This window comes from Hydrogenophaga borbori, from assembly GCF_003417535.1.
Lineage (GTDB): Bacteria > Pseudomonadota > Gammaproteobacteria > Burkholderiales > Burkholderiaceae_C > Hydrogenophaga > Hydrogenophaga borbori.
The window spans coordinates 1-17,077 of the sequence record NZ_QVLS01000013.1; the positions used below are offsets into that span (position 1 = coordinate 1).

The following is a 17,077-nucleotide window of genomic DNA, read 5'->3' on the forward strand; positions in this document are numbered from 1 at the left end:
CGAGCACAGCATCGAGGTGGTGGGTGCCCAGCTGCGCGCCATGATGCCCTGGATCGCCAAGAACAAGCTGGTCGACCAGAGCCGCAACTGATCCCGAACGAAGGAACGCCCACGCCATGCCGCAGGACGTACAGGAACACAAGGTCGCCATCGTCACGGGCGCCGCGCGTGGCATCGGCCTGGCCAGCGCGCGCTGGTTCCTGGCGCGCCAGTGGCGCGTGGTCATCGTCGACAAGGACGCGCCCGCGCTGAACGCGGCGCGTGAGCAACTCGAATGGGAAGCGCCGGGCCGCTCGCTGGCCCTGCCCGCCGACGTGTCCCACCCGGCGCAGGTGGCCGACGTGGTCGCGACCGTGGACACCACCTGGCAGCGCATCGATGCGCTGGTGAACAACGCGGGCGTGGCCGTCTTCAAGCCGCTGGTGCAGACCAGCTTCGAGGAGTGGCGCTACGTGATGGCCACCAACCTCGACGGCGCCTACCTCTGCAGCCAGGCCGTGGTGCCGGTGATGCGCCGCCAGGGCGGCGCCATCGTCAACATCGCCTCCATCTCGGGCCTGCGCGCGAGCACGCTGCGCGTGGCCTATGGCACCAGCAAGGCCGCGCTCATCCACCTGACCAAGCAGCAGGCGGTGGAGCTCGCGGGCCTGGGCATCCGCTGCAACGCCATCGCGCCCGGTCCGGTGGAAACGGCCATGGCCCGGCAGGTGCACACGGCGGAGATCCGCGCCGACTACCATGCGGCGGTGCCGCTGGCGCGCTACGGTTCGGAAGAGGAAATCGCCAACGGCATCGGCTTCCTCTGCTCGCCGGAAGCCAGCTACGTCACCGGCCAGGTGCTGGCGGTGGACGGCGGCTTCGATGCGGCGGGGGTGGGCCTGCCCACGCTGCGGCGGGATTTCGGCGGGGTCTGAGGCGCTCGCCTTCTTTCGGGTGTTGAAACGCCCGCCCATGGGCATCCTCTGCCGACAGGTCCTTTCAGATCCTTGCGCGAGGCTTGAGTCGGAAACTGACGCCGAGCCGGTTGATCGCGTTCATGGCGGCAATGGTCAGGGTGAGGTCCACCAGATCCTTCTCGCCGAACACGGCCAGCGCCGCGGCGTACGCCTCGTCGGAGGCATGCGTTTCGCTCACGCGCGTCACTTCTTCCGACCAGGCCAGCGCGGCACGCTCTTGCTCAGTGAACAGGTACTCGGCCTCGTGCCAGACCGGCACCAGCACGGCCTTGTCGACGGACACGCCTTCTTTGATCAGGTCGCGGGTGTGAATGTCGATGCAGTGGGCACAGCCGTTGATCTGCGACACACGCAGGAATACCAGATGGATGAGCGTGCTGGGCAGCTTCGTGTCGTTCACGACATAGTGATGCAAGGCGCCGATGGCCTTGGCGCCTTCGGGAGATACAGCAAACCAGTTCGCGCGATTCATGAGGATCGATCCTTCCTATGGGTGGGCTTTGACGGCCAGGACTCGGCCAGTCCCCCATAAGACGCACCACCTCCGCGCCTTGTGACAACCGGCGGCGGTGCGGGCCCCGCAGACGCGCCTCAACAGGGCCTTGATGCGTCGCCCACGCCGGCACCACGCCTGTGGCGCCCGCCCCTGGCGGGCCCACCCGCTGGCGCGCACCAGGCAACGGCCCTCACTCCCGCTCCACCCAGGCCCCGCCCTCCTCGTCCCGGCACCACTGCCGCCAGCCGTGGCGGTAGGCGTGCTGCACGTAGGGGCCGCGCAGGATGCGGGCGTCGGCTTCGGTGCTGTGCTCCTGGCCCAGCAGGTGGACCGCGCCGGCCCAGGCGCCGACCCGCGTGGGCCGGGCGCGGCGCAGGGCTTCGTCCGCGAGAGCCGCCGCCTGCTCCACCGAGCCCGCGCGCACCAGGAAGCCCGTGTCCGGCCCATTGGGGCCGCCGGTGAAGGGGTCGTCGGCGTCGTTGCCCCAGCGGATGACTTCGTACAGGTTCATGAAAAACGTCACCCGTTCCAAGGGCCGGGGCAGTGTACCGTCGGGGGCCCGACCAACCGTCCCCGAGCCCTCGCATGAAGCCCGCCCCGATCCTCGCCGCCGCCCTGCTCGCGCTGTGTTTCACCGCCGGGGCCCAAGCCCAAGGCAACGCGGGCAAGCTCGACTTCCAGCCGCCGGACCTGCCGGCCGAGCTCAAGGGCCTGCAGAGCCTGCAGCAGATCGGCGGCGCCTGCGACATGCTCTTCAACCGCACCACCAAGACCCTCAGCCAGGCGTACTTCAAGTCCACCGACAGCGCGCGGGCCGGCACGGTCTTCGGCTGGATGCGCGACCTGTCCGCGCGCCGGCACGCGCTGGACACCGCCGGCTTGACGGGCATGGGCATCGCGCCGGCCGACATCCCGGTGATCCAGCAAGCCTTTCGCGCGCCGAACATGAGCCCCGCCGGCATGGAGCGCGCCTTCAAGTTCTGCGACGACCTGGGCGACTCGGTCACGGTGGCGGTCAAGCAGGCGTTGGACGCCAGCGAGTGGGCGGACTATCAGGCCCAGGTGTCCAAGCGCACGCTCAAGGCGCTGATGGACAACTCCCCCGCCGAAAAGAAAGCCAACTGAGAAAGCCAACCGAGGCGGCCCGCCCGCCTCACTGCACCGGCGCCACCGCCAGCAGGTGGTTCGAGAAGCTGGTCTCGGTCTCGCAGCGCCAGGTCGCCCACAGCTTGCAGCCCTCGGGCGTGCCCTCGTCCAGCTCCAGCGCGAGCCAGTTGCGCGCCGCCATCACGTGCTTGTCGTGGCCGGGGAACAGCATCATCTCGGCCACGTACATCACGTCGATGGCCTGCGGGTGCTTGGCGCTCGAATTCAGCCACGACAGGAACAGGCGCTCCATCACGCCCATGAGCGAGGGGTGCACCACCGCCGACGAGGTGAACTGGTGCATCTGCGACCAGGTCTCGGAGGCCGGCAGGTCCTTGCGGTAGGCCGTGCCCCAGGCCGCCACGTGCACGTCGCCCGAGACCAGCGACACACGGATCTTCTTGTCCTTGGCCAGGGCCGAGAACACCTCCAGCAGGCGCTTGCGCTCGCCCTCGTGGTCGTCGTGCGACCAGTGGTCCTTCAGGTCGTCGGCGTTGCTGTCGGTCACGTGGTCGGCGCCGAACTTGTCGAGCAGCAGCTCGGCCAGCGAGAGCTTGGGGTGCACCACCGGCACCGAGGACATGAACAGCAGGTGCCGGCAGGGCTTGGTCTTCGCCGGGCTGTCGCTGCCCGGCAGCGCGTTCAGCCAGGCCTTGACCTGGCGCCAGGTGTCGGTGCCCATCACCTGGTGGCGCGAGCGCTCGGTGCGCAGGTCGGCCGCCACGATGGCCAGCGGGCCGATCGGGTACACCGAGGAGAAGCCCGGCTGGGCATCGAGCAGCGGCAGGGCCAGCGGGTCCTTCGCCAAGGCTTTTGTCCAGCCGATGGGCCGGTACATCGGGTCTTGCGTCGAGAAACCCTGCGGTGTCGCGTCTTGCAGCTCGGGCAACTCGTCCAGCGCGTGCTGCATCTGGAACACCCAGAAGGCGCGCCGCGCGTGGCGGAACAGGGCCTGGAACAGCGGGCTGTGCTGCATCTCGCCGCTGTAGGACCCCCAGCCGTCGAAGATGTCGTGGTCGTCCCACATCATGATGGTGGGGATGCGCGACATGGCCGTTGCGGCATCCAGTGAAGGCAATGTCGACGACCAGGCGTTTCTGTCCTTCGGCAGCCAGCGCTGGCGGTACAGGCCAAAGTAATACGCCTCGATCTTGCGCTCCAGCGCGGCCGTCACCGGAAAACTCAGTTGGTCCGCGCGCGGCAGCGCCACCCACTGGCGCAGCGCATCGATCTCTTCCCAGATGGAATCGAAGTAGATCTGGTCGCCGCCCATGAGCATGAGGTGGAAGCGCTGCAACTGCTTGTCGTGGATGCGGCGCTCGTGGTACAGCTGTTCCTTGTCCAGCAGCTTGGGCTCGCCCGAGGGCAGCGGCACGCGCAAAGACTTGTCGTGGCTGAACAGCAGGTCTTCCCACACGGCGTTGGAGGTGCGCACCAGCTTGCGCATCACCGCCGGGTCCGAGAAGCCGTTGCACGACACGTAGGCCATTCGCGGCGCCTCGTCCTTGGCCGGCACGGTCATCGCCCAGCTCGGCCCGCCGGCGATGCCGTAGCCCACCAAACGCTCGTTCTTGAGCAGCTTGCACGACAGGTCGTAGCGCAGGTAGCGCTCGCCTGGCGTGAGCAGCAGCTCGCGCGGCCTGGGGCAAGGCTTGCCCTCCACCTCCATGGCCGGAATGGGCGCAGCCTCTTTCAGGCCGATGAGCGCGGTGACTTTCCAGATGCCCCCCGCGCTGCCCCGAAAGGACAGCACGGGGCCGACGAGCAGGTCTTTGTCGTTCATGGGGTTCTCCGTCCGGATGGGTTGGGGGTTGGGGCAGGCCCCGCGAGCATGCGCGGTTTCGGACGTCTCGGGCGACGGGGAGTGGACAAATGGGGGATGTGGTGCGCTGCCAGAATGCGCGGCATGAAGACGCTCTACCAAGCCGCCAACGCCGTCGAAGCCCACATGCTGGCGGACTACCTGAAGCAGGAAGGCCTGCATGCGCAGGTGCTGGGTGAGCACCTGCAAGGCGCCGTGGGCGAGCTGCCGGCCGCGGGCCTGGTGCGGCTGGTGATCGACGACGAGCAGTACGAGGCTGGGCGCGAGGCCATTGCGCGCTGGGAGGCCACGCAGCCCCTGGACACGCCGGCAGCGCCCAGCGCAGTCAACCCCGGCCAGGCCCTGTGGATCTTCGTGCTGGGCCTGCTCGCCGGTGCCATCGGCATGTACGCGCTGATGCAGGCACGCTGAGGACTGCCCATGACCACACCCACCGTGCTCGACCGCTTCGACGAGGCCCTCAAGGCCTTGTTCGCCGAGGCATTGGCCGAGCGGCCCAGCGCGTGAAGCGGGTATGGGGCTTCCCCCTCAAGCCAGAATCGCAAGGGCGGCGCCCACCACCGCCACGATGCTGCCGATCCAGGCCTGAACCGGGAAACTCTCCCCGCGAAGCACAGACATCAGGAGGATGTACATCACCGGCGACATCGACGACAAGATCACGGCGCGCACGATCCCCGTGCTGGCCAGTGCGGCCAGCAGCAAGGTCATGCCGCCGATCGTGCTGACCAGCGCGCTCACCAGGACGATGGGCAGGTGGGCGCTGCCCTTGGCGCGCGGCGCCCCCCGCAAGACCAAGAACACGGGAAGGAAGGCGATGGTGGCAGCGAAGGTTCGCAGGAAAGAGGCAAAGAACGGCGCCACCCCGTCGACCACTTCCTTGGCCAGCAAGGCACCGGCGACCTGACAGGCGAGCGCCACGGCGACCAACAAGAACCCCAGACGGGCCCGCTCGGGCTTGTGATAGACACCGCCGGCTTTCTCGGTCGGCGCGCGGAAGATGACCGCCGCGTAGACCCCCGCGAAAGCCAGCGTCACGCCAAGCAAGGTCAGGGGCATCACCGCTTCGCGGAACAGGACGCTGCCCAGAACGGCGGTCAGCGGCGCGTGCAGCGCGAAAATGACCGAAGACCGGCGCGGCCCCAGCAGGAACACCGCCTGGAACAGGGCCGCCTCGCCCAGGGCCACGCCGATCACGCCCGAAGCCGCCAGATAGGCCATCGCGCGCGTGTTGCCGAGAGGGACATCCCCGAGCGCGAACGCAATGAGAAACAGCGCCAGGGCCGCCGTGAAGAACCGGTACATCGAAAACCGGAACGTGCCGAGCGCCTCGACGCCCTTGTAGGCCACCAGGGGACCGATGGCCCAGCACACCGACGCACCCAGGGCGAAGCCTTCGCCCAGGAAAGGAACGGCCATCACACCACGGCCTCGGGGACCGCCGCGCTTTGGTCGGGGCTTTCGGTGCGGACGACAGCATCCAGCGCGCCGATCCAGGCCGAGGCGAAGGTCTCGATGTCGGCGCGATCGAACAGGTTGTTGCGGTACTGGATCAGCAGGCTGGTGGCGCCGTCGTGCTCGCGGACGTAAGACATCTTGTCGAACTTCACGGCGAAGCCGAGGTCCGAGAACCCCCACTCGCTCGGGTCGGGCGGGCTGCGGCCCGCGCCGCAGAAGTTGAGGTGGCTGATGAAGATCGTGGTCAGCGGAAACCGCGATTGCTCGAACGGCAATCCGAGGTCGGCCACCAGCCGGTCGTACTGGTAGCTTTGGTGCGTCATCGCGCAGGCGACGTCCTGCATGGTCCGGCGCACGTGGTCCAGCGCGCTCTGGCCAGCGTCGCGGTGGCTGCGCACGCAGACCAGCGAAATAAAGTTGCCCACGAGTTCCTCGGTGCCCTGGATCTCGCGCCCGGCGGCGGGCGTGCCGATGACGAGGTCTGGCTGGTCCAGCAGGCGGTGGAGGGCCTGGAACTTGGCGCTCAGGTAGAGGCTGAACTCGGTCACCCGGTGCGCGCGCGCGTAGGCCTTGACCGCCGCGCGGGTGGCATCGGGCACCTGGACGCAATAGCCCTGGCCTCGGTCGTGGCCCGGCCCGGTCCACTTCTCAGCGAATACGTGCTTGCGGTAAGGCGTCGCGAACACCCGCGCCCAATAGGCCTGCGCCTCCGACCCTGGCCCGAAGCGCATGGGTTCCTCCCGAGCGGCCCAGTCGGCATAGGCGAGGTAGTTGAACCGCGACGGGACGGGAATGGCCCGGCCCGCTTCGAGGAAGCTGCGCAACTGGGTCTCGACGAGGTTCATCGAAAAGCCGTCGCCGATCATGTGGTGCATGGCGAACACCACCGCCGACCGGCCACCCGGCAGGTTCGCGACACTGGCGCGAAACAGCGGCCAGGTGTCCGTGGGGATCTCGGCGTTGGCCAGGTCCAGTCGCAGGGCGTTCAGCAGTCGGGCGGCGGTCTCGGCTGGCTGGTCCGAGAGATCCTGCACCTCGATGTCGAGCGAGGTGGCGTCCATCACCGGCGTTTCCTTCAGCACGACGCCACCGTTGCACGGCACGAAGCTCAGCCGCATCGAATCCTGGTGACGCGACAGATCAAGCAGCCCGCGTTCGAGTCGTCTGGCATCGACCGCATGGTCGAACTTCAGCACGCGCACCATCGTCGCCCAGGAACGGTTGCCCTCGGGCATGTAGATGTTCCACCAGCGGCGCTGCTGCGGCGACAAGACGTAGGTCTCAGCCCGGGAAAGGTCCGGAATCGCGACGTGCGCGCGCGCGGGCGAACGCTCGATCAGCGCGGCGATCTCGGCCAGGCTGGCCAGGGCGAAGACGTCCGCAAAGGCCAGCGACTTGCCCCACTCGTCCTCGATCTTGCCGATCAGAAAGGCGACGTGGATGGAGGTGGCGCCCAGCCCGAACAGGTCGGCCGTCGCGCAGGGGACTTCGCAGGCCAGGATCGCACCGACCGTGCGGCATACCCAGGCTTCGGTGTCGGTGGCGGCAGCCTCGCGCCCTTCGTCGGCTGGCACCAGAAGATCCACCAGGCGCGCCCGATCGATCTTGCCGTTGGCGTTCCTGGGAAACTGCGCCACCTTGCGCCAGATGGTCGGAACGATGGCCTGCGGCAGATGGCGGAGGGCATGGTCGCGGGGAGCGTTGTGGGGCAGTGCCTGGCCTGCCGGCCCGGCGATCCAGACCGCCGCCAGCCGTGGCTCGGACCCGCCGTGCGGCGTGGTGGCGAAGACGCAGATGTCCTGCGCACCCGGATAGCCCTGCAGCGCCTGAGTGACCTCGTTGGGGTGAACCCGGACCCCATTGATCTTCACCTCGTCGTCGGCCCGTCCGACGATCACCAGATCGCCCGCGGCCGACACCTCGCCCAGGTCCCCGGTGCGGTAGGACACGGTCCCGTCGCCGTTGCGCGCGAACCGCGCGTTCTCGGCCGCTGGGGCATTGATGTAGCCCAACGTGGCGTGGCGCGTGGTGATCACCACCTCGCGCCCCGGGCCGGCGCCGCCGAACCCGAACGACGTGCCCGGCAGCGGTCGGCCGACCGGGATCGGTTCGGGGTCACCGGCATCGACCCGTCCCACCCGAAAGAAGAACTTGGCCAGCGTGGTTTCCGAGGGGCCGTAGAGGTTCACGTACTCGGTGGTTCCCGCGAACGCCGCGCGCAGCTCGGCCACGGTGGCGGGATAGAGCTTCTCGCCCGCCAGGAAGACCAGCCGCAGCGGGGGAACGGCATCGCCCATTGCGCGGGCCCAGAGTTTGGCAACCGACGGCACCGCGTGGACGACCGTGACCCTCTCGCCGGCCAGCCAGTGCGCCGTGGCGCGCGGCGTCGCGAGGTGCCGGTCCGAGGGAATGACCAGCACCCCGCCGTGCAGCAACGGCAGGAAGATGTCGCGCAGCGACACGTCGAACCCCACTGGCGTGAGGAACGAGACGCGGTCGCTGGCCGACACGCCGAATTCCGCACCTTGCCAACGGACGAAATGCACCAGTGCCGACACCGAACCGAGGATCGCCTTGGGCTGGCCGGTGCTGCCCGAGGTGAACATGACATAGCCGGGCCTTTCCCCGTGGTTCGGATGACCAGGAATCGCACTGGGCCGCCCCGTCGCGCGCTGGCCGTCGTCCGTGATGACGGCCTGTGGCGGCACGGTGTCCATCATCGTCTGGACGCGGGCCTCGGGAAGGCGGGGGTCGATCGGCATGGCCACGGCGCCCAGCGCCAGGACCGCCAGGAGATCGACCACATACCGCTCGGATTTTTCGCAGCGAATGGCGACGACGTCGCCGTCGCGCACCAGGAACGCCAACTCCCGCGCGCGCGCATCCACCAGGGCGATCAGCTCCCCATAGGACAGGGTCCGGCCGTCGCATTCCACGCAGGTTCGCATCCACTGGGCAGGCTGGACACAGCGGTCAAGCCGAAAGCAATCCGGAGGTGTCATCGAATGTCCCGTTTCTCAATAGGTTCGCCCGGTCGCTTTGGGCCGGACGCTTGCCGCGCCGTGCGCCATCAACCGTTCACGATGCGGACTTGGGCCGGCAGCATGTGCACCTTGTGCATGTCCAGCGACCGGACGTTCACCGTCTTCATCAGCCAGCGGTTCATGACCGCGCCTTCGTCGCCGATGCGCACGACTTCCTTGTTGTGAATGCACTCGTTGTTCGCCGATCCGACGAAGTCGCCCTTGAGGATCAGCAGGCGCTTCTTCAGCGCATGCAGGGCACGCACGACTTCGTCCACCAGTTCCTGGGAGGCCCTGTCGAGGCCGACCGTTCTGTTCTCAAAGAAGCGAATGTCGTGGTCGGTCGCCCCGCCCAAGATGGGGTGGACGGGCGCCGGGCCCAGCCTCTTGTTCGGCGACGACAGGGTCAGATCGTCGTAGGGCGTGTGAAACTTTTCCTCGCGCAGGCCCTTCAGGACGCGCTCGTCGAGGTACGCCAGCAGGTCGCGGTTGCGCACGAACGAGGTATGGATCTCGTTCTGCGCAGAGGCCCGCAGCCCGAGAATGTTCACCCAGTCGGGGCGGACAAAGTGGTTCGCCAGGTCTTTGTGGAAGAAGATGGACTTGGCCGCCTTCTGGGACTGCGTGGCCATCAGCGAGCGCATCGGGTGGATGTCCTGAAAGACATCGCCGTCGTTCACGTTGATGTAGCCGATCGGTTGCTGCCCCATCAGTTCGGCATAGAGCACCAAGAAGGCTTCGGCAACGTAGGTGGTCTTGCGGTTTCGCTTGTCGACGACCGGGTTGTCAAGGTCGAGCATCGGCAGCTCGGGGTCGACCGGGCAGTTTTTGAGAAGCACGTACGGGTCGTCCAACGGATTGACGCCTCTTTTGGCGCGACAAAGGTTGCGGAAGTCCTCTGGTATGGCGCCGGTGTCGGCCAACAGCCGCAGAACGTCGGACTGAAAACGTGCATAGCTCGTGTAAGGATTGGTCCGAATCTCCAATAGGCGCCGGGTGAGCGCTTCATTGGCCTCATTCGAGAAGACGTAGTCCACTGTCATCTCCCACATCGGGAAGCTCCTTTCCATGGCGCAACGCATGGCGCGGCGACGGGTTCGCAGCCCATGCGATGCCGCATTCCCGCCCGTTCAAGTCAAAAGGTCGCGAATTCTCAGGACCCGACGGACAGGTTTCACGCCACTGATGGGGGGCAGTGATTCAATGTTCATGACCCGCCTTGGGCAGCGCTGAACACCAGCCCAAGCGCCAGGCGCCGCCGGGGCGCCCAGGCGTTGGCCCGTGGCGCCCAGGGTGCCTGGGTTTTTCTGATGGGCCGCTCCAAGGAGCCTGTCAGGAACTTTCTATCGGCGCCTCGACAGCGCGCTGCGGCTCACAGCGCCGGCGGCGGCGCTTCCCGCGTGACGAACCACAGGCGCATCTCGATCTCGACGGCGCGATCGCGGTGCGGCTCGACGAGCGCGAACACGGTGTCGTCGAGGGCTTCGGGCACCTGGTGGCCCAGGTCCAGCACGGCGGACTGCAGTGGCACGCGGCTGCGCGAGTCATGCACGGCCAGTTCCAGGCGTTCGAGCCTCAAGCGGGAATACCAGTGGGCGATGCGCAGCACCGCCGCCACCGTGTGGTGGCCGAACCCTTGTCCCGCGGCCCTATCCGCCTGCGCATCGGTGCCAGGGTGGCACACGGTCACGAACACGCGCCCCCGCTGATCCAGCAGCGACTCGGCTTGCGCGAGGAAGCGACCCAACTCGGCCTCGCTGAGGTAGGGCGCCACGCGCACCAGGCGCAGGTAGGCCACCCGCCCCGAGAAAGGCATGGCTTCGTCCAAGCCCATGCCCTGGATGAAGCGCAAGTTCCTGCGCGCGGCGAACCACTGGCTCAGGCGACTCAGCACCCTCGGGCATTGCTCGATGACCACGACCTGGCCGAGGGGCACGGCGTCCGACAAGGCATTTAGGTCGCGCCCCAGGCCCGGGCCCACCTCGACCACGAGCGCGTTGGGGGCCAGCTGGCGGAGCTGCTCGTCGTCGATGGGAGGGACGGTGCGTCCGCCCTTGTGCCAGTGTTCGGCAACGTCCATCAGCTCCTGCGAAGGTGCCCCGGTCCAGGGGTCCCAGTACGGCATGGTGTGCCAGCGCTGGGCGTGCTGATGCAGCGCTGGCACCTGCACGGGTGGCCGCCCACCGGGCAAAGCCCGGGAACCTGCCCCCATGAGCAGTGGCTTGTTCCAAGTGAATGGTGGGCATGGACGGGCACGCAGGTACACGGAGATCCTTTGCTTGGCCGGGTGGTGGGGACCCACTGGGTGGCCAAGGATCAAAGAACGATCCTGCGCGGGTCGCTCAAGCCCCCAAGCGCTGGCCCGTGGCGTCGCTCACCGTCAGGCGCACGTCCATGCCGGTGCGCACGCTCTGCGTGACGGTGCAGAAGGCCTCGAACTGCGCGAGCACGCGGTCCAGGTGCTCCAGCTTGGCGGCGGGCTTGCCCAGGCTCAGCGCCACGTCCACACCCGTGACCCGCAGGCGCTTGTCTTCGTTGCGGCCGATGGTGGCCGTGGCCGTGGCGCGAACCGTGCCGGGGTCCTGCTTGTACTTCTGCAGCGAGAACACCAGGCTGGCGCTCAAGCAGTTGGCCACGGCCGCCAGCAGCAGGTGCTCGGGCGAAGGGCCTTCCCCCTGGCCCAGCGGCGCGGGCAGGTCCGCGTTGAGCGTGGGCATGGCGTCGCCAAAATCGACGAGGAACTGGTAGTTCTGCTGGCGGGTGATGGTGACGCTGACGGTATCGCTCATGGTCGGGGGCGGGTGCGGTGGTGTGGGACGGCCACACCTTAACGCGCGCGCGGCGGGCCAGGCTTGAGGCAGGTCAATACCGGCCGCCGCGGCGCACCACCCAAGGCACCTGCCGTGTCACACTGCGCCCGCCCGCCCCTCCGCTCAATCAACCGGCCCAGCCGCCACACCCATGAGACACAGCGAAAGACACCGAACCCACCGCACCGGCTGGCTGCGCGCCGCCGTGCTGGGCGCCAACGACGGCATCGTCTCCACGGCCAGCCTGGTACTGGGCGTGGCGGCCACCGGGGCCGGCACGCAGGCCATTCTGGTGGCGGGCGTGGCGAGCCTGGTGGCCGGGGCCATGTCCATGGCGGCGGGGGAATACGTGTCGGTGAGTTCGCAGGCCGACACCGAAAACGCCGACCTGGCCCGCGAGAAGGCCGAGCTGGCCGACAACCCCCAGCAGGAGCACGCGGAGCTCACCGCCATCTACGTGAAGCGCGGGCTCGACCAGCCGCTGGCCTCGCAAGTGGCCACGCAGCTCATGCAAAAGAACGCACTGGAAGCGCACGCCCGCGACGAGCTGGGCATATCGGACACGCTGGCCGCCAAACCCGTGCAGGCCGCGCTCGCCTCGGCCGCCACCTTTGCGGCTGGTGCGGCCCTGCCCTTGCTGGTGGTGCTGCTGCTGCCGGCGACGGCGCTCATGTGGGGGGTAGCAGGCACCTCGCTGTTCTTCCTGGCGGCCCTGGGCCTGATCGCGGCGCAGGCCGGCGGCTCGCCGCTGCTCGTGTCGACCGCGCGCGTGAGCTTCTGGGGCGCCCTGGCCATGGGCCTGACCGCGGGCGTGGGGGCGCTGTTCGGGGTGGCTGCGTGAAGGCTCGGTCAAGGAGCGCGGCGAGGGCTCTTCACCGACGTTCGATTTACTGGCGGACCCGCGCCAACTAAACGCCCGACAGCACGGTATCCATCGCCGACACCAAGGCTCGGCTGTTCACCAAGGGCGCAAATCTGCACCTGGAATGCCGTGCGTTTCGAGGCGGGCGTTCTGGGCGGCGATCCAGTCGCCAAACTCGGCGTCGAATGCCTTCTTGCGCGCGGCGCGCGTGGACTTCTCGTGTCGGGTTTGCAGAGCCAGGTACTGTTCGGCCGAGAGGATCACGGTGTCGATCTGGCCGGCTTTCTCCACGAACACCGGTTCGCGCTTGGCCACCCGGCGCACCATGGCTTGGCTGCACACCGGGCAGGTGGGCACTGCGGCGGCCGATGCCGCCCCCGCAGCCGCTGGTGATGCCGTGGCTTGCGCGGCGCTAGGCGCCGAGGCCGTGCGCACAAGCGCCGTGGAGGCCCCTGCGGTGGGCCGGCCGCTGCGAATGAGCTGCAGCAAGGCGGGGCCCGTGAGCAACTGGATGTTGCGGCCCTGCGCGAAAGCCTGGGCCTCGTCGGTGAACCGCCCCGAGCTGACGACGAAGCCGCCCGCCGCGCCGCGCGCGGCCATCACGCCATACAACTCGCGCACCACCGTCACGCCGACCTTCAAGGCCTTCCATTGCTTGCACTGCACCAGGAAGGTTTCGCCGTCCTTGCGCAACACCAGATCGACGCCGCCATCGGCTCCGCCGCCGCCCGACTTCTGCACCGCATAGCCGCGCTGGCGAAAGCCCTCACCCACGAGGACTTCGAAGTCGCGCCAGGACATGGAGCAGCAGATAGCCCACAGGGGCGAGCGCCACGCCCACCCACCAGGGCATCAGCGCCACCAGGTCCACAAGGTCATCAAAAAAGCTGGATTTCCGCCTTCTGGGCATTTGTGCATTTCCTCCCTGATTAACCAACACATCGGGTACACCTGTAGGCCAAGAGGCCCTTCGAACCGAACGCCCACATGTGCGCGAAAGTTGCGTTTAATGCGAAGTGCGTGAAGTATGCATTTGGGGCGCGTTGGATGTCGGCATAATCGCCCGCGGTCCGGCAGCTCGACGTCTCATTCCGGCTTCACGCAGGTTGCGGTGCTGGATCGATGCGCATTCGGATACCCAGATCGTAGAAAGCGAATCGATGATGACGATGAGAAAGGCGGCGGCGGCGGCGGTTTTCTGTTCCCTGGCTGTCGCGGCATGCGGCGGCAGCGGTTCAACTTCCTCCTCCGAAACCCCGGAGTACCGAACCATCCCGGTGACCGTCGTGGGTTTGGCCGGTACGGGTCTTGTTCTGCAGCGCGATGGCTCGGAGACGCTGAGCATCTCCTTGAGCGGCAGCTACCAGTTCACGGCCCAGGTCGCCGTCGGTAGCACTTTTGCCGTCACCGTCGCCAAGCAACCGCTCGCACCTCGACAGACCTGCACGGTCATCCAAGGCTCGGGGACGGTCGACGGCGACGCTTCATTCGGTGTGACGGTGAAATGCGTCAATCTCACCACCCGATTCGTGTATGCCACGGACACGGGAGGCAATGAGCTGGCCGCCTTCTCCTTCGACAATGCCGGCGCCCTCTCGCTCATTGGCACGGTGAACAACGGGGCCAGCTCGTATGGCGCGGGCCTGACGCCCGATGGCTTGTTTCTCTATACCGCCAATCGCACGCCAAACACGCTCAGTGCGTACAGCGTAGACACAGGAACCGGCGTCCTGAGCGGCGTTGCCGGTGCTCCATTCGCCGTCGCGGGTCTCGCCCCAAGGGTGCTGGCCATCGCGCCGAGCGGTAAGTTCCTTTATACGGCCACACAAAGCGGCAACACGATCGAGGGCTACGCCATAAGCCAGGGCAGCGGTGCGCTCACCTTGCCCGGATCGTCCACGGCGACCGGAGGTCAACCCCTCGATGTCACCATCACGCCAAATGGCAAGTACCTCTACGCGGCTGCTTTCAATAACCGTTCCGTGTATGGCTACAGCATCGACGCGAACACGGGTTCCCTAACGCCCGTTCCGGGCAGCCCGTTCCCGGTCTACGACCTCAGCACCTATGCGCGTTCGTTGAGCATGGATCCGCGCGGTCGATTTCTGTTCGTGCCAACGTACACGACCTCTGTGGCCGCGATGACAATCGACGACGCGACCGGGACGCTGACGATGGTGGCGGGGTCGCCGTTCGGCACGGGCGGAGCGCAGGCGTCCTTCGCGGCAAGCGACGTGAGCGGAAAGTTTCTCTATGTGACCAACGAGAACTCGAACAGCCTCTCAGCGTACAGCGTCGATCAGACGAGTGGACAGCTGACGCCACTGCCAGGCTCTCCTTTCGCCCTCGGCTTCTCGCCGCAGGCGGTTGCAGCCGAGCCGGGCGGCCAGTACTTGCTGGTGTCGCTCCAATCGAGCAAGAGGATCGGCGTGTACGCCCTCGATGCGGACGGCGTGCCGACGGCGGTTAGCGGGTCACCCTTCTCGACGGGCTCCCTAACGCCGGGAGCCCTTGCGGTCCTGGCAAGGTAAACACCTGCCGCAACCGCGGCAGCGCCGTTGACGCGCCGCACGTCGCGGGCGGTAAGCCGGCAAGACGGGCTGGCAGCCACGATCTCTACCGCCGCGTGCTTGGCCATCATTGGGATGGCCCCGCCAAGCGTATCGCTAGAGACAAGGATAAGACCGAAAGCTTCGCGCGTCCGTTGACGACGGTGCCAGTACTGACGTAAGCACGCGGCCAACACATCTTGACGCTGGCCGCAGCGTGCGGCGGCCAGCACAAGCAGGCCGTCAGCTCTGCTGCCAGTGATGCGGGAGCAGTTCGTCGATGCGGCGATACGGCTGCGTCGGCAGGCGTAGGAACACGTCCTTCAGATAGGCATACGGATCGTGCCCATTGGGTTTCGCTGATTGGATCAAGCTCATGACGGCCGCGGCGCGTTGACCAGCACGCAGGCTCCCTGCGAACAGCCAGTTCCCTCTGCCCACGGCAATAGGCCGGATCTGGTTCCCCACGCAGTTGTTGTCCGCAGACAATTTGCCGTCGTGCTTGGAAATCCGCTCAGGGCCCAGAGCGGACTTCGATTCCTACCGCTTCTTCCGGTAGAGGAAGCCAAATCGTTTCTCGTCGGCTACCGCCACAGCGCGAGCATTCGGCTGGGGAAGTTGCAACTCCAACGCCGCCTTGTTGACATCGTCTGGCACTACCAGTCCGTGTTTGATGTCGAGCTCTGCGAGGGCAGCGATGATGTACTCATCGTTGTCCGCATCATCGAGCCATCCAACCACGATGCGGACGCCATCAGGCGTATCTCCTAAAGTCCGTTCCGCAAACTCGATAAGTTCCTGTGCCCCAGCTTCGGAGTTGCTGAAAGTTGCTTCCGCGTAGCCGTTGGATTGCTCAACAGCGACCTGAAGATTGCCTGATAGCACCAATATCGCGATGAGTTTGAGCATTGAGAGGTCCGTCCGCTTCTGGCCGATGACTGTCATGCTAGCTGAAGCAATAACGAGCGCTGTTCATACCCTGGCTCAGCCAGTATTCCAGCACCTGAGCACCGTGAGAGGTCTCGGCTCGTCTGGCCAGACAGTGATGCGATACGTATCCTCGCCATCCATGCCGTTGCCGGAGATTGATGCCAGGCCGCTGAACTCCACGAGCACACCATAGTGCCCAGGTGAGACTTCATGACGAAGGACTTCGCCGCCTGTGCATTCATGCACTTGCAGAACTCCAGAAGGCAGGTGCAACGAGCATTGGACCGCATGGTCGATATACTCAACGCCCATCTGCGGAGCCACATCTTGCACCTTCAACTGGACGGGAACCGTCGTATTGCGGAGCGGACAAACCACTACTACGTTCTCCGCGACCTTCGCACGGCGCCGAACGTCTTCGTCACTCCAGTCGGTCGGGGCGTCGGGGCAAACCTGTCCATCCTGGATGTAGAACTGGCGGTAATCCGCAAATACATCGAAGTCGAACGTCTGAGTACTCATCCGATTCAAGCTACGTTGAGTGACAGCTTCTGGCCGATGACCGACATGCTAGCTGAGACTGACCCGGGCCCAGTGCGGATTCTTTTGGGCTAGCTCAGGGCCGAAAAGTCTGCAGCAATCTGGTCCAGTTCTTGGCTGTCGTGACGCCAGGCGAACACCTCCGCGCCCAAGTCTTCTCCCTTTGGCATGAAGACCAATAGGTCTCCCGCCCCATTGTTTGCAATGGCAACGGCGCCCTGCGGAAATCCCGGCCAATCTCTGGCTACCAGCGTTTCACTGACCACGCTGCTAAGGGTGCGAGCGAGTCGCTTTCTGTCCGAGGAATCCGCAACAGGGTGAATCTCCCAGTCGTCATCGGGCGTAGATACCGCGCCACCATTTCGCTTCCGCATGGCCGCTCGGTAGGTCGAAGGGAATCGTGTCTGAAGGTCAGATTCCGCCGCATCGATGAAGCGGTCATCCACGTCGAACGGCATAGGCTTGATTTATGTGAGGTCCGCAGT

The 17,077-nt window shown here is 66.5% G+C and carries 16 protein-coding genes and 2 pseudogenes; 6 read left to right on the forward strand and 12 right to left on the reverse strand.

The genetic code is table 11. The features are described 5' to 3' along the window. Positions 1–116: 116 nt before the first annotated feature. The gene (locus tag DY262_RS18185; RefSeq protein WP_116960505.1) at positions 117–914 is read left to right on the forward strand and encodes an SDR family NAD(P)-dependent oxidoreductase; all 798 of its coding nucleotides are present in this window, start codon (positions 117–119) and stop codon (positions 912–914) included. A 64-nt stretch (positions 915–978) separates the two neighbouring features. On the opposite strand, the gene DY262_RS18190 is transcribed toward DY262_RS18185, so the two are convergent. Both DY262_RS18190 and DY262_RS18195 read right to left on the reverse strand, forming a co-directional pair. Then, positions 979–1,428, reverse strand: a complete 450-nt coding sequence (locus tag DY262_RS18190; RefSeq protein ID WP_116960506.1) for a carboxymuconolactone decarboxylase family protein — start codon at positions 1,426–1,428, stop codon at positions 979–981. 214 nt (positions 1,429–1,642) lie between these two features. Beyond that, complete coding sequence (locus tag DY262_RS18195; protein ID WP_116960507.1) at positions 1,643–1,963, reverse strand: hypothetical protein; 321 nt, start codon at positions 1,961–1,963, stop codon at positions 1,643–1,645. Positions 1,964–2,037: 74 nt separating this feature from the next. Between DY262_RS18195 and DY262_RS18200 the strand changes: the two genes are divergently transcribed. Further along, complete coding sequence (locus DY262_RS18200) at positions 2,038–2,577, forward strand: hypothetical protein (protein WP_116960508.1); 540 nt, start codon at positions 2,038–2,040, stop codon at positions 2,575–2,577. A 28-nt stretch (positions 2,578–2,605) separates the two neighbouring features. On the opposite strand, the gene DY262_RS18205 is transcribed toward DY262_RS18200, so the two are convergent. Further along, entirely contained in the window at positions 2,606–4,381 is a 1,776-nt protein-coding gene (locus tag DY262_RS18205) for an alkaline phosphatase D family protein (protein WP_116960509.1), read from the reverse strand. A 123-nt stretch (positions 4,382–4,504) separates the two neighbouring features. Between DY262_RS18205 and DY262_RS18210 the strand changes: the two genes are divergently transcribed. Next, positions 4,505–4,831, forward strand: a complete 327-nt coding sequence (locus DY262_RS18210; RefSeq protein WP_181936564.1) for a putative signal transducing protein — start codon at positions 4,505–4,507, stop codon at positions 4,829–4,831. A 117-nt stretch (positions 4,832–4,948) separates the two neighbouring features. Here DY262_RS18210 and DY262_RS18215 read toward each other — a convergent pair whose 3' ends face one another. From DY262_RS18215 to DY262_RS18235, 5 genes are all read right to left on the reverse strand, one after another. After that, a complete protein-coding gene (locus DY262_RS18215; protein WP_116960511.1) occupies positions 4,949–5,839 on the reverse strand; it encodes a DMT family transporter in 891 nt (296 codons plus the stop codon). Further along, entirely contained in the window at positions 5,839–8,880 is a 3,042-nt protein-coding gene (locus DY262_RS18220) for an amino acid adenylation domain-containing protein (RefSeq protein WP_116960512.1), read from the reverse strand. Before DY262_RS18220 ends, DY262_RS18215 begins: the two co-directional genes overlap by 1 nt. 68 nt (positions 8,881–8,948) lie before the next feature. Beyond that, complete coding sequence (locus DY262_RS18225; RefSeq protein ID WP_147326270.1) at positions 8,949–9,938, reverse strand: hypothetical protein; 990 nt, start codon at positions 9,936–9,938, stop codon at positions 8,949–8,951. Between the two features lie 335 nt (positions 9,939–10,273). Then, on the reverse strand, positions 10,274–10,981 hold the full coding sequence (locus DY262_RS18230; RefSeq protein ID WP_116960514.1) for a class I SAM-dependent methyltransferase: 708 nt from the start codon (positions 10,979–10,981) through the stop codon (positions 10,274–10,276). 262 nt (positions 10,982–11,243) lie between these two features. Further along, positions 11,244–11,690, reverse strand: coding sequence for an OsmC family protein (locus DY262_RS18235; protein WP_116960515.1), 447 nt, complete (start codon positions 11,688–11,690; stop codon positions 11,244–11,246). Positions 11,691–11,862: 172 nt separating this feature from the next. Here DY262_RS18235 and DY262_RS18240 point away from each other — a divergent pair, with 172 nt between their 5' ends. Continuing rightward, positions 11,863–12,552 carry a VIT1/CCC1 transporter family protein gene (locus DY262_RS18240; RefSeq protein WP_116960516.1) on the forward strand — a complete coding sequence of 230 codons (690 nt, stop codon included), beginning with the start codon at positions 11,863–11,865 and terminating at the stop codon, positions 12,550–12,552. 324 nt (positions 12,553–12,876) lie between these two features. Here DY262_RS18240 and DY262_RS18245 read toward each other — a convergent pair. Next, positions 12,877–13,483, reverse strand: a pseudogene (locus DY262_RS18245) (restriction endonuclease); the annotation flags it as partial. 250 nt (positions 13,484–13,733) lie between these two features. Between DY262_RS18245 and DY262_RS18250 the strand changes: the two are divergent. Beyond that, on the forward strand, positions 13,734–15,104 hold the full coding sequence (locus tag DY262_RS18250; RefSeq protein ID WP_116960517.1) for a lactonase family protein: 1,371 nt from the start codon (positions 13,734–13,736) through the stop codon (positions 15,102–15,104). Between the two features lie 261 nt (positions 15,105–15,365). On the opposite strand, the pseudogene DY262_RS18255 reads toward DY262_RS18250, so the two are convergent. Together DY262_RS18255 and DY262_RS21665 are read right to left on the reverse strand one after the other, a co-directional pair. Then, positions 15,366–15,620, reverse strand: a pseudogene (locus DY262_RS18255) (transposase domain-containing protein); the annotation flags it as partial. A gap of 42 nt (positions 15,621–15,662) precedes the next feature. Next, entirely contained in the window at positions 15,663–16,031 is a 369-nt protein-coding gene (locus DY262_RS21665) for a hypothetical protein (protein ID WP_147326243.1), read from the reverse strand. A 231-nt stretch (positions 16,032–16,262) separates the two neighbouring features. Here DY262_RS21665 and DY262_RS18260 point away from each other — a divergent pair, with 231 nt between their 5' ends. Further along, positions 16,263–16,667, forward strand: a complete 405-nt coding sequence (locus DY262_RS18260; RefSeq protein WP_116960518.1) for a hypothetical protein — start codon at positions 16,263–16,265, stop codon at positions 16,665–16,667. On the opposite strand, the gene DY262_RS18265 is transcribed toward DY262_RS18260, so the two are convergent. Beyond that, positions 16,664–17,050, reverse strand: a complete 387-nt coding sequence (locus DY262_RS18265; RefSeq protein WP_116960519.1) for an SMI1/KNR4 family protein — start codon at positions 17,048–17,050, stop codon at positions 16,664–16,666. The two genes, DY262_RS18260 and DY262_RS18265, sit on opposite strands and share 4 nt — an antisense overlap. Between the last annotated feature and the right edge of the window lie 27 nt (positions 17,051–17,077).

Coding starts and splice junctions, on each gene's coding strand:
- DY262_RS18185 (WP_116960505.1), top strand. CDS start 117: ATGCCGCAGGACGTACAGGAACACAAGGTCGCCATCGTCACGGGCGCC.
- DY262_RS18190 (WP_116960506.1), bottom strand. CDS start 1,428: ATGAATCGCGCGAACTGGTTTGCTGTATCTCCCGAAGGCGCCAAGGCC.
- DY262_RS18195 (WP_116960507.1), bottom strand. CDS start 1,963: ATGAACCTGTACGAAGTCATCCGCTGGGGCAACGACGCCGACGACCCC.
- DY262_RS18200 (WP_116960508.1), top strand. CDS start 2,038: ATGAAGCCCGCCCCGATCCTCGCCGCCGCCCTGCTCGCGCTGTGTTTC.
- DY262_RS18205 (WP_116960509.1), bottom strand. CDS start 4,381: ATGAACGACAAAGACCTGCTCGTCGGCCCCGTGCTGTCCTTTCGGGGC.
- DY262_RS18210 (WP_181936564.1), top strand. CDS start 4,505: ATGAAGACGCTCTACCAAGCCGCCAACGCCGTCGAAGCCCACATGCTG.
- DY262_RS18215 (WP_116960511.1), bottom strand. CDS start 5,839: ATGGCCGTTCCTTTCCTGGGCGAAGGCTTCGCCCTGGGTGCGTCGGTG.
- DY262_RS18220 (WP_116960512.1), bottom strand. CDS start 8,880: ATGACACCTCCGGATTGCTTTCGGCTTGACCGCTGTGTCCAGCCTGCC.
- DY262_RS18230 (WP_116960514.1), bottom strand. CDS start 10,981: ATGGACGTTGCCGAACACTGGCACAAGGGCGGACGCACCGTCCCTCCC.
- DY262_RS18235 (WP_116960515.1), bottom strand. CDS start 11,690: ATGAGCGATACCGTCAGCGTCACCATCACCCGCCAGCAGAACTACCAG.
- DY262_RS18240 (WP_116960516.1), top strand. CDS start 11,863: ATGAGACACAGCGAAAGACACCGAACCCACCGCACCGGCTGGCTGCGC.
- DY262_RS18250 (WP_116960517.1), top strand. CDS start 13,734: ATGATGACGATGAGAAAGGCGGCGGCGGCGGCGGTTTTCTGTTCCCTG.
- DY262_RS21665 (WP_147326243.1), bottom strand. CDS start 16,031: ATGCTCAAACTCATCGCGATATTGGTGCTATCAGGCAATCTTCAGGTC.
- DY262_RS18260 (WP_116960518.1), top strand. CDS start 16,263: ATGACGAAGGACTTCGCCGCCTGTGCATTCATGCACTTGCAGAACTCC.
- DY262_RS18265 (WP_116960519.1), bottom strand. CDS start 17,050: ATGCCGTTCGACGTGGATGACCGCTTCATCGATGCGGCGGAATCTGAC.